Below are 11295 nucleotides of genomic sequence, written 5' to 3' on the forward strand. Positions count from 1 at the left end.
AATAAAGCCTTAGAGCTGATGGAATATTATACTTATAACAACTTTAAGAATTATAATTATTATTTTAATTGGATATCTAGCTACTTTAATAATTGTTAAACATGATAAAATAAATTTTAATTTTTTAAATATATATCCTTAAAAGTCAAAAAAATCATTATCTAAAGAACTTTTTGTTCAATAATAATAATTAGCTATAATAGAAACTCTATTTTAATTATAAATTTGAACTAAAAAAATTATAAAAATTAAAATTATAGATACAAGTATAAGATATACATATTGTTGTTTTCTAAATTTTTTTATATTATTTTGTACAGTACTTAGCTCCAGATAATTAATGAATTTTATTAAATGCTCTCTTTGATTATTCGTTAATTTAGTTGCAGATTTTTTGGAATCATAATAAATATATAAGTAATATTTGGTATTAACATTTTTATCATAATAACATTCAGCTTTAACTTCAATTACATACTTATGATTTAAGAATCCATGGACTTTTAAATCATAAAGTTCTTGAGTTTTAAATTCAGGTGCAATAAACGTATTCAATGCGATATCGAAATAATATGCATCAAACTCTTTAGATGAATTTTTTATTTTTTCAATATATAGATTATCAAAATATTCAAAGGCTTCATCTAAAGAACAACTAGTCATATGTCTAGGATTTGGCATGATATTACCTCCATTTAAATTATAACTATATTTTATACCATCTTATATATAAAAGAAGCTTCTATTAAAGTAATTGAAGAATAAGAAGAATATCTATAAGTACATTAATATAGTTAGTGACAATATTAGAATCAATAGAGGGGAATCTAATAACTACTACAATAATAACTATTTATTACTAATTTAAGCTTTAATTAAAGTAAACTATTAAATATTTTTCCTTCATTTACTTAAATAAGAATAAGTATCCTACTTAATTTCTTTAGTATTCTTAGTTCTTTTATAATAATCATTAAAATAATCAATTACTTCATCTAATAGAATATCTCTATAACTATGAAAATCTGGCATTATAATATACCTTCTAACATTCAAAATCTGATATACAATTATTATAAAGAATAAATATGGCAAAAATTATACAAATTCAGGAATTATAATTATTATTTTAGTTGAATATCTAGCTATTTTTTTAATTGCTTCATCTAAATCTATTTCTTCACAAGTGTAATAATTAGGCATTAAACCAACCTCCTATATACAAATTATATAATACTATATAGTTGTATCAATATTATCTATTTTAAATCTAATATCCACCTCATATTACAAGTTTTAACAATAAGTTTCTTTTAAATAAATATCTTAAACATAAATAACAAACTCTTAACTATGTAAATATTTCCTTAATTAAGAAATATTTTACAATTAGTTACTTAATTATTCAAATATAAGCTATATAATGATAATTGTAAAATGATATTAAAAGGAGGATTTATTTATGATAGGGAATATTAAAAGAAGTGGAATGTTATGTTCAGTAAATGGAATGTGGAAAGTTCAAGGAACACCATCAACTACTGTAAGAGCAAAAGAAGGGGATGTAATGCCTAGATTTAGAGGCAAAGATGTATCTTGGAGAATGATACAGCATCTACCAAGATAATAAATATTTTAGGTACTGAATAAAAAAATATTTATTCAGTACCTCATATCCAATATACTAAAAACTCATAAGCCCTATATAGATAAAATTCTTATTAAAATAAAATAAAAAAGGTATAAAGATTATAGAAGCTATAATTTTTGTATCTTTTTTATTTTTATTAGATAAATAACTAAAAATAATCTAAAAAATATAAACAAAAGGCACAATAAATAATATTATACCTTTTATTTAAACTTTAAATTTGTTCAAATTATAAGCTATTATAGTAATTACAATAATATAATTTAAAAACTATATTATTTTATAAATATTATTATCTAAATAAAAATATATCTTATTTAGAAACATTACCTGCTACATTTAGTACATCCCATGTTCTAGCAAAAGGAGGAGCATAACAAAGATCTAACATTCCAAGCTCTGTAGTTGTCATTTTATTATAAATAGCAGTAGCAAGTACATTTACTCTTTGTACTGCATCTTTCTTTCCAACAACTTGCCCACCTAGTATAACTTTACTATCTTTATCATAGATAAGTTTTACATAGATTTTTTCTTGACCTGGATAATAATCTGTTTGATTCATATCTGATATAAATTTAGCTTTATAGTTTATTCCAAGTTTTTTTGCCTCTTCTTCATTTAAGCCAGTACGCCCAGCTTCCATATCTAATACTTTAATGCAGCTTGAACCTAAAATAAGCTGATATTTTGAATCTAAACCACCAAGATTTTCACCAACAATTCTTCCAAGTTTATTAGCACTTGTAGCTAATGGAATATAGCTGTTTCCTTTTAGCATATGAGGAACTATAGCACAATCTCCAGCTGAGTAGATATTTTTAACAGAAGTTTCCCCCTTATTATCTACTATAATAGCTCCATTTTCACTCATTTTAATTCCTGTATTTGAAATAAACTCAGTACTCGGTCTAACACCAGTAGCTAAAACTACAATATCAGCTTCAAAAGTCTTATTTCCTGCTACTACAGATTCAACCTTTTCACTTCCTCTAAGCTCTGTAACAGTTAAATTTGTATATAAAGCTATATTATGATTTGAAAGTTCCTCTTCAAGAATATCAGTTACTTCTTTATCAAAAGCTATATTAAGAATTCTATCTTCTCTTTGAAAAATACAAATTTCTTTGCCATATTGTTTTGCTGCTTCAACAAGTTCTAATCCTATAAAACCAGCTCCTATAATGGCAAGCTTTTTTAACTGTGGATTTTCCATTGCCTTCTTTAAAGCTATACCATCTTCCATACTATGAAGAGTAAATACATTTTTAAGTTTTACATTCTTAATTGGTGGAATTATTGGACTAGCTCCAGTAGCTATCATTAATTTATCATAATTATCACTGACCTCTTCACCAGTTAATAGATTTTTAGCTATTACTATTTTTTTATTTACATCAATACTAATAATTTCATGCTTAGTTAATACATCTATACCAGAGGATATTGCCTGCTCTTTAGTTCTAGCTATCATAGTATCAGTACTTTCAAAGAAGTTTCCTACATAATAAGGAAGACCACAAGCACCAAAAGATATATAATCTCTTTTTTCATAAATAACTATTTCAGCCTCTTTATTAATTCTTCTTAATTTAGCTGCGACGCTCATACCAGCAGCAGTACCTCCAATTATTATTACACGCATTCCTATTTCCCTCACTTATATCTAGCATATTAGTTTCCTAATATTATATTAAAAATTTCTATATCATTTTATTTATTTTTATATTAACAAATCTAAATAAATAATTTTATTCTTCAGATTCTGCTTCCTTTTTAATATTCATATCTTTAAATTGCTCCATATCTACTTTTCCTAACATTTTATCAACCATCATTGCATTAGTTAAAGCACCACTAACATTTAAGAAAGTTCTGCCCATATCTATTATTGGGTCAATAGCAAGGATTGGACTAACTAATGGGAATAAAGAAGCCATTCCAACTCCAGATAAAGAAACTGATGCAGCCATAGTAGCTGTTCCTGGAATACCAGCAATCCCAAATGATCCTAAAGCAACAACTATAATAGCCATTCCTATAAAAGTAAAATCTATTTGCATTCCTGTTATATTAGCAACAAATACTAATAATAAAGCAGGGAATATACCAGCACAACCTTGCATACCAGCTGTTGTTCCAAGTCCTGCAACAAAACTAGCTGTTCCATTATTAACTCCCATTTTATCTGATAAAGTCTCAATTGTAACTGGTAGACATCCAACACTTGAACGAGATGTAAATGCTAAAACCATTGCAGAGACTGCTTTCTTTATATATATTACTGGATTATATCCAAATAAAGATATTGCTATAAGTTGAATAATAAACATTACTATTACAGCTACATATAAAGCAATTACAAATATACCAACATCTAAAATACTAGAGATACCTCTTTGAGCTATTGTATTTGCTAATAGTGGAATAACAGCATAAGGCATATATTTTATAATAGTCATAGCTACACTCATAATAATTTTATGGAGTGCATTAATCAAATCAAGAAAAGGTTTTATAACATCATAGTATCTTTTCTTCATTCTATTAGCTCCAAGGCCAAAGAATACTGAGAAAATTACTAAGGCTATAACATTAATATTTACCATTGCTTCAGCAGGATTTGCTGGTAATAATCCTCTTAATGTATCAACCATTGTTTTTACTTCTCTTATTTCAGAAACTTCACCTGTAATATTCATACCACTACCAACATTAAATATCATACCAACAGTAAGACCAACAATAGCGGCAATAACAACCATTACCATAGTTACAATAATAGAGTTTTTAGTAAGTTTACCTATATTAGTACCCTCTTTCATGTTTATAATAACATGAACAATAGATACCATCACTAAAGGAACTACTAGCATTTTGATAAGGTCAATAAAGCCATTACCTATTAATCCATACCATTTAGTTGTCTCAGTTACAAAGCTAATCTTCATAGGATCATTAGAAAATCCAGATACAGCTTGAATTAATATACCTAATATTAGTCCAATCCCTGTACCAATAAGCATCCTCCTAGAGAAATTAACTTTTTTCTTTTGTAATCTATTCATTATAATAAATAATATTACTAGTATAGCTAAAAATAAAATTGTTTTGAGTTCACTAATCATTAGAAAGTCTTTAAAAAATACATTGTTCATAAACTGCCCCCGTTTTTTATTATTTTTTATGATTACTTTTCTCCATAAGTACTTTTAATGCATTATGGCATTATCTTTTGATTTATCTTTATAATTTATAAGTTATATCCTGTTAGCTAAATCTCCTAATTTTACTTTAAATAATTGCCCCTTATTATTTTTATAGTAAACTTCTCAAGTACTGAAGATATAAAAGAAATTGCTATATTACAACTTAATAAACTATAAAGTTTGTTCTTATTAATATAAGTTATTTTATAAATATAGAATATATAACCTTATTGTTACAATAAATGAATCTATAAAACTAATAATGTTCATTTTATTTGTTTATTTTAATTTATAAAATTATAGTATTCTAAAAATCTCTTATTGATTTTAATATATATATATTAAATCGAATTATTTTATAATTCATTTATATTTTAAAATAATATAAATATATATATTAAAAATATATATTTATATAAATAGCTTTTATTAAAATCAAAATAAAAAATGAGGAGTATTTAAATAAAGTTACTCCTCAAACTAAATAATATATTATTTCTACTTTTTTAAATATTTTATTAAATTAAATATCTTACTAAATTATAAATCTTGAACTCCTCCACCATTAATCATTAAGCTTTGTCCTGAAACCCAATTAGCTAAAGGTGATACAAAAAAGAAAATAGCTGATGCTATATCTTCTGGTTGTCCTAGTCTTTTTAATGGGGTAGATTTTAACATATCTTTTTCAATATCAGAATTTAAAACACTTTCTAAAGCAGGTGTTTTAATTGCTCCTGGCATCACACAATTAACTCTAATTGGAGCTAAATCAACAGACATTGATCTTGTTAGCTTTGCAACTGCTGCCTTTGTTGTTGCATATACAGACATATCTTTACTATTAATTATACTAGACATAGAACTTACATTGACTATAGAGCTAGTATCATTTTTAGGCATATATGGTAAACATAATTTTACTATTCTAAAAATACTAAAAAGATTTAAATTATATATTTTCTCTATATATTCATCACTTAACTCTTCAAAATATTCTCTTCCCCCACCTCCTCCACCAACATTATTAACTAAAATATCTATAGTCTTAAATTCTTTAGAAATTATATCAACCATTTCCTCACACGCTATACTATTTGAGACATCACACCTTATAGCTAAGGCATCACCTCCCATATCTTCTATTTCATATCTTACTCTATCAGCTTTTTTATAATCAATGTCACATACAGCAACATTTGCTCCTGCCTCAGCTAACATTAATGCTGTAGCTCTACCTATACCAGATCCTCCTCCAGTAACTATTGCATTTTTACCTTTTAAACTTAAATTTTCTAAAACACTCATTAAAATATTCATCTCCAAATTATAATAAATTAATACAGTAAACTCCCTATTTATAATTCTCAATTATAGATAAAGTTATTGTAGCTATAATTAAATATATAGTTTTTATTTTTTATTTATAATCTTTCTAAGCTATAATTTATTAAAACTTTTCTTAAAAGTAGTATTTAAATTCTAATATAAATTAAAGAGATAAGCTTATAGCCTACCTCCTTTAAATTTAATTTATATAATTTTCTATAGAAGACCTTGGGATATTTATCTCAATATAATCACCAATTGCATGAGGAACACTTAAGATAAGTACTACTTCATTACTTGTAAAATAAGATTGAGCTTCAGAAGTAGAACTACTATCAGTCTGTTGTAATAAGCTATTTAGATTCTCAAGTTTTAAATTATCAGGTGCTTGTACACCAAGTGATTGGAATTTTGATTCTACTGCTTTATTAAGGATATCTATAAATTTTTCATTTATATTAGCAATTTCATTAAGGCGCATTAAACTTCCTTTTTCTATATTTATATTTAATGTAGACCTAAATTTACTTGGGTAAGCAGCAGTAGGAGAATTTATATCGCCTGAAAAGTAAATTGATATATATTTATTATTTTGAAACATAATCTGATAATTTATATTTAGTGTTGCTTCACCATTAGAATTATATAGACTATCAAGTTTCTTTACATAATTTAATACTACTTCATTTACCTTATCTTTATTATTTATATTATTAAAAGTAGGATAAGGTATTCTTTTACTTAAATTTTCCTCTGTTTTACTAGCTGATTCTTTCTTTGAGCTAGTATTTTCATTAGAATTATTATTTGTTGATTTAGTTTCTTCTTTTTCTAAATCTGTAGCTGTACTTTGAATATTATCTTCCTTTTCTACCTCTAAACTTTGGCTCTCATTTTCCTTTATATCTTCATTTTGAAGCTGATTTAAACTTGTAGTATTTTCTTTATTACTACATGATGTCATAGCTAAAGATGTTGCAATAAGAAAAGCACTAGTAATTAAATAAATTTTAGATCTTTTCATAACTCTCTCCATTCCTAGTATAAAACTTTTAGTGTAATTATTACTTAGAGTATATTTTTAATATTATCTAAATTAAATTTTTTATTATATTAACTTTACACTCCACTAACATTCTAAATTACATTATTTGTAATTATATTACAAAATATTACTTTAGTAAAGAAATATATTTGATTCTAGATTTTATTTTTATATAAAAGAATTATTTTAAAATTCATTTATATTAGTAAAAAATATAAATATACTTTATTAAAATATATAGTTATATAAATAGCTATTATTTTAATTATTATAAATATTTCTAAATAATAATTTTATTTTTAAGCTTTAAATATAAGACTCTACTTTAAATAAATATTGATAATAAAACTTATAAAAGTGGACAAATTAATTTGTCCACTTTATTTATAAATCATAATACTTTAAGATAATTTATTTATCCTTTATAGATTTAAATTTAGAAATAATTATCTATCCAAGCCATTGTCCATAATAAGCTATTACTCCAAGAGTTCCCCCAATAAGACTAAAAACTACTGCTACTCCTAAGATAGCAATAGGATTATTACAAATATTATTAATTTTTTCTTTCATAAAAAATCCCCCTTCTATACCTCTTATTTATTCTAATACTTCAATACCTTGTATTCTTATTATACATAAAATATGGATTATAATTCCAATAATTATATAAATTAAGTAAATAAAGAAAACTTAATCTACTCCATTAATAAAAATATATTTAAATAAAAATCAAACTTTTCTATTTAGCTCTAAACTTAAGTTTTTTTATTTCGATAATAATCTTAAAAGAATATAGGGGGAATAAAATTGAATAAGAAACTTTTAATAGTTCTTAGCTTGGTTTCTATAACTCTTTTTTCATTTGTAGGATGTGCAAATGAAAAGAAAACGCCTGCTAAGAAAAATACATATGAAGTTTTAGAAGAAAAGAAGGTTAATGAAAAGGATATTAAGGGAGTTATATCTGAAGATTATAAAATTGAATGGGTTGAAATTAAAGATAAAATCTTAGTAGTAAAAGTTAGTGCAGATTTAGATAATGTAAATAGCGTATATAGACTTGGAAAAGATATTTCTGAATATATTAAGGAAAATAATAAAGATAAAATAGCTAAAGATTCTGTAACAAAGACTGAAGTTGAATTTATTGGAGCAGAAACTAACTGGCTATATGATGGAACAAATACTATAAAGAAAATAAAGTAGGTGAAATAATTTATGTATAAGAAAAAGATAAGCTTAGTTACATCTTGTGCATTAGCTTTAAACTTATTTTTAGGAGCAAATGTATTTGCACTTGAAAAAGATACAATAAATATAAAAGATAATTCTGCATCAATAGAAGAATATGCAAAGCTTTTAGGTGGAACTTTTGAAAAAGAAAAAATAACAGAGAACTTTGGAAATAAAAATTATCCTAAGAATAAATATATTGTTAAATTTAATGATGGACTAGAAGAGGAAAATGGAGCAACAATTGAAATCTATGAAAATAGACAAGAAATTTATATTAATGAAAAATATACTCCACTAGCAACAGATGAGGTTAATGGCTTTGTTGTACCTTCTGATCAAAAAATAGTTATTGAAAAGGATAAAGTAAATTTACCTGTTGAATTCTTTGAGAAAAATTTAAGTACAAAGCTTGAAGGAGAGAAATTAAAAATAGTATTAGAAGAAGAAAAAGATACTGAGTTAGAAGAAGAAGATACAACTGATGAAAATACTAAAAATCAAAATACTTTAGAAACTAATACAGCTATTAATAATACAGAAAATACTACTCAAAATAATCAAACTAGCAATAATACTAATTTAAATAATTCTCCAAATAATAATAACACTAATAACTCTACTAACAGTAATAATTCTAGTTCTGATACACAAAAACCAAGTAAGCCAAATAACTCAAATAGCTCAAATAATTCAAACAGCTCAAATAAACCAAGTAAACCAAATAATTCTACAGGTAACTCTAATACAGGAACAACAACTCCACCAGTAACTCCACCAACAACACCAGTTATTCCTGAAACACCAGTTATTCCTGAGACACCAAATCCACCTGAATCATCAGACTCTAATACTTCAACTCCAGATGATTCACAAAATCAATATGACTCATCACAATCTGAAAATGCTACAAATCTTACAGATACTAATTAAATATAAAAGAACTCCTATTCTCTAGGAGTTCTTTTTATTTTAAATTTCTTTTTAAAAATTTTATTATGAACGTTTATAATTGTTTTTGATTGTTTTTGAAATATTTTGATTGATTTTTATTTTTATTTATCTTATAATGATATTGTAAACAATTACTTTTGAAATTTTATTTGATTTAAAAGTTAAAAATAAATATTTTGAATAGGAGATAATATTATGTTGACAGAAAAAAGACATGAAATAATTTTATCTTTATTAAATAAGAAAAATTTTGTTAGTTTAAAAGAGATATTAAAAGCTACTAATAGTTCTGAATCTACTATTAGAAGAGATTTAAAATCCTTAGAAATAGAAAATAAACTTAAAAGAGTTCACGGAGGGGCAAAATCACTTTCACGTAATTCTATTGAAGCGTCTTATAATGAAAAATCTTCTTTAAATATAGATGAAAAGAAATCTATAGCACTTTTAGCTAGTACTTTAATTGAAGATGGAGATTGTATCTATTTAGATGGTGGAACAACAACTTATAGTCTTATAGAATTTTTAAGTACTAAAAAAGATATTTTAGTTGTTACTAATGGAATACATCATATAAATGCTCTTCTTGATAATAATATTAAATGCTTTATAGTTGGAGGTAATTTAAAACAATCCACTAGAGTAGTTTTGGGATCAGAAGCTATAAACTTCTTAAATAAGTTTAGATTTGATAAAGCTTTTTTAGGTACTAATGGTGCTCATTGTGAACTTGGATTTACTACTCCAGATATAGAAGAAGCTTCTATAAAAGAAGCAGCTATAAAACTATCTAAAGAATCCTTTATTTTATGCGATAGTTCTAAGATTGATGCTGTATCTTTTGTAAAATTTGCTGATATAAATCAATGTACTTTAATAAGTACTTCAAATGAAAAAATAAATAAATTTAAAAATTTAACTGAGATAAAGGTGGTAGATTAGCTATGATATATACATTAACATTAAATCCATCTATAGATTATTTAGTAAATGTAGATGATTTTACACTAGGAAAAGTTAATAGAGGAATTTCAGATAATAAGTTTCCTGGTGGTAAGGGAATAAATGTTTCTCGAGTATTAAAAAATTTTGATATAGATAGTATATGTCTTGGTTTTATTGGTGGGTTTACTGGAGAATTTATAGATAACTTTTTAAAATCTACAGGGGTAAAAACAGATTTTATTAAAGTTTCTGGAGATAGCAGAATAAATGTAAAAATAAAATCATCAAAAGAAACAGAATTAAATGGTTCTGGACCTAAAGTAAATAATGATGATTTAAACAAGCTTTTTGATAAATTAGACGCTCTAAATTCAGAAGATATCTTAGTTTTAGCTGGAAATATTCAAAGTTCTCTTCCTAGTAATTTGTATCTTAAAATACAAAAACTTTTAGAGAAAAAAGGAGTTAAAGTTATTGTAGATACTTCAGGTAAACCTTTACTAGAAGCAATACAACTAAAACCATTTTTAATCAAACCAAATAATCATGAAATTGAAGAAATATTTAATGTTAAAATTTCTAATGATGATGAATTAATATATTATGGTAAAAAATTAGTTTATATGGGGGCTGAAAATGTAATTATATCATTAGGTGGTAATGGAGCTATTTTAATTACAGAAGATAAAGTTTTCAGGGGTAATGCACCTAAAGGTATTGTAAAAAATTCAGTAGGTGCTGGTGATTCTCTAGTTGCTGGCTTCCTTTCAGAGTATATCAAAAATAAAAATATAGTAAATTCCTTTAAGATGGGTATTGCAACAGGAAGTGCTAGTGCATTTTCAACAGATTTATGTACCAGAAATGATGTTAAACATCTTCTTTGTGAAATAACTATAAAAGAACAACTATAAAAGACATTTAAG

At 24.9% G+C, this 11295-nt stretch carries 11 protein-coding genes; 5 read left to right on the top strand and 6 right to left on the bottom strand.

Going from position 1 to position 11295, the window contains the following annotated elements:
- Positions 1-213: 213 nt before the first annotated feature.
- On the bottom strand, positions 214-681 hold the full coding sequence (locus BN8917_RS01420; protein ID WP_066869588.1) for a hypothetical protein: 468 nt from the start codon (positions 679-681) through the stop codon (positions 214-216).
- 781 nt (positions 682-1462) lie between these two features.
- On the opposite strand from BN8917_RS01420, the gene BN8917_RS14275 reads away from it, so the two are divergent.
- Positions 1463-1627, top strand: a complete 165-nt coding sequence (locus tag BN8917_RS14275) for a hypothetical protein (RefSeq protein WP_159426715.1) — start codon at positions 1463-1465, stop codon at positions 1625-1627.
- A gap of 337 nt (positions 1628-1964) precedes the next feature.
- On the opposite strand, the gene BN8917_RS01425 is transcribed toward BN8917_RS14275, so the two are convergent.
- From BN8917_RS01425 to BN8917_RS14670, 5 genes are all read right to left on the bottom strand, one after another.
- Positions 1965-3296 carry a CoA-disulfide reductase gene (locus BN8917_RS01425; protein WP_066869591.1) on the bottom strand — a complete coding sequence of 444 codons (1332 nt, stop codon included), beginning with the start codon at positions 3294-3296 and terminating at the stop codon, positions 1965-1967.
- Between the two features lie 106 nt (positions 3297-3402).
- Positions 3403-4809, bottom strand: a complete 1407-nt coding sequence (locus tag BN8917_RS01430; protein WP_066869594.1) for a cation:dicarboxylate symporter family transporter — start codon at positions 4807-4809, stop codon at positions 3403-3405.
- A 591-nt stretch (positions 4810-5400) separates the two neighbouring features.
- Positions 5401-6180, bottom strand: a complete 780-nt coding sequence (locus BN8917_RS01435) for an SDR family NAD(P)-dependent oxidoreductase (RefSeq protein ID WP_207644757.1) — start codon at positions 6178-6180, stop codon at positions 5401-5403.
- 208 nt (positions 6181-6388) lie between these two features.
- Positions 6389-7213, bottom strand: a complete 825-nt coding sequence (locus BN8917_RS01440; RefSeq protein WP_066869599.1) for a hypothetical protein — start codon at positions 7211-7213, stop codon at positions 6389-6391.
- Between the two features lie 471 nt (positions 7214-7684).
- The gene (locus tag BN8917_RS14670) at positions 7685-7807 is read right to left on the bottom strand and encodes a hypothetical protein (RefSeq protein WP_265327626.1); all 123 of its coding nucleotides are present in this window, start codon (positions 7805-7807) and stop codon (positions 7685-7687) included.
- Positions 7808-8044: 237 nt separating this feature from the next.
- On the opposite strand from BN8917_RS14670, the gene BN8917_RS01445 reads away from it, so the two are divergent.
- The 4 genes from BN8917_RS01445 (at position 8045) to pfkB (ending at position 11283) form a co-directional block, all read left to right on the top strand.
- A complete protein-coding gene (locus tag BN8917_RS01445; protein ID WP_066869603.1) occupies positions 8045-8443 on the top strand; it encodes a hypothetical protein in 399 nt (132 codons plus the stop codon).
- A gap of 12 nt (positions 8444-8455) precedes the next feature.
- The gene (locus tag BN8917_RS01450; RefSeq protein ID WP_066869606.1) at positions 8456-9403 is read left to right on the top strand and encodes a hypothetical protein; all 948 of its coding nucleotides are present in this window, start codon (positions 8456-8458) and stop codon (positions 9401-9403) included.
- 216 nt (positions 9404-9619) lie between these two features.
- The gene (locus BN8917_RS01455; protein WP_066869610.1) at positions 9620-10366 is read left to right on the top strand and encodes a DeoR/GlpR family DNA-binding transcription regulator; all 747 of its coding nucleotides are present in this window, start codon (positions 9620-9622) and stop codon (positions 10364-10366) included.
- A gap of 2 nt (positions 10367-10368) precedes the next feature.
- Positions 10369-11283 carry a 1-phosphofructokinase gene (gene pfkB / locus BN8917_RS01460; RefSeq protein ID WP_066869614.1) on the top strand — a complete coding sequence of 305 codons (915 nt, stop codon included), beginning with the start codon at positions 10369-10371 and terminating at the stop codon, positions 11281-11283.
- Positions 11284-11295 lie beyond the last annotated feature (12 nt).

Origin of the sequence: Clostridium mediterraneense (assembly GCF_900091705.1) — a bacterium.
In the GTDB taxonomy this organism is placed as follows: Bacteria; Bacillota; Clostridia; order Clostridiales; family Clostridiaceae; genus Sarcina; species Sarcina mediterraneense.

Excerpts from the sequence above, each read along its gene's own strand:
- BN8917_RS01420 (WP_066869588.1), bottom strand. The coding sequence starts at position 681 with ATGCCAAATCCTAGACATATGACTAGTTGTTCTTTAGATGAAGCCTTT.
- BN8917_RS14275 (WP_159426715.1), top strand. The coding sequence starts at position 1,463 with ATGATAGGGAATATTAAAAGAAGTGGAATGTTATGTTCAGTAAATGGA.
- BN8917_RS01425 (WP_066869591.1), bottom strand. The coding sequence starts at position 3,296 with ATGCGTGTAATAATAATTGGAGGTACTGCTGCTGGTATGAGCGTCGCA.
- BN8917_RS01430 (WP_066869594.1), bottom strand. The coding sequence starts at position 4,809 with ATGAACAATGTATTTTTTAAAGACTTTCTAATGATTAGTGAACTCAAA.
- BN8917_RS01435 (WP_207644757.1), bottom strand. The coding sequence starts at position 6,180 with ATGAATATTTTAATGAGTGTTTTAGAAAATTTAAGTTTAAAAGGTAAA.
- BN8917_RS01440 (WP_066869599.1), bottom strand. The coding sequence starts at position 7,213 with ATGAAAAGATCTAAAATTTATTTAATTACTAGTGCTTTTCTTATTGCA.
- BN8917_RS14670 (WP_265327626.1), bottom strand. The coding sequence starts at position 7,807 with ATGAAAGAAAAAATTAATAATATTTGTAATAATCCTATTGCTATCTTA.
- BN8917_RS01450 (WP_066869606.1), top strand. The coding sequence starts at position 8,456 with ATGTATAAGAAAAAGATAAGCTTAGTTACATCTTGTGCATTAGCTTTA.
- BN8917_RS01455 (WP_066869610.1), top strand. The coding sequence starts at position 9,620 with ATGTTGACAGAAAAAAGACATGAAATAATTTTATCTTTATTAAATAAG.
- pfkB (WP_066869614.1), top strand. The coding sequence starts at position 10,369 with ATGATATATACATTAACATTAAATCCATCTATAGATTATTTAGTAAAT.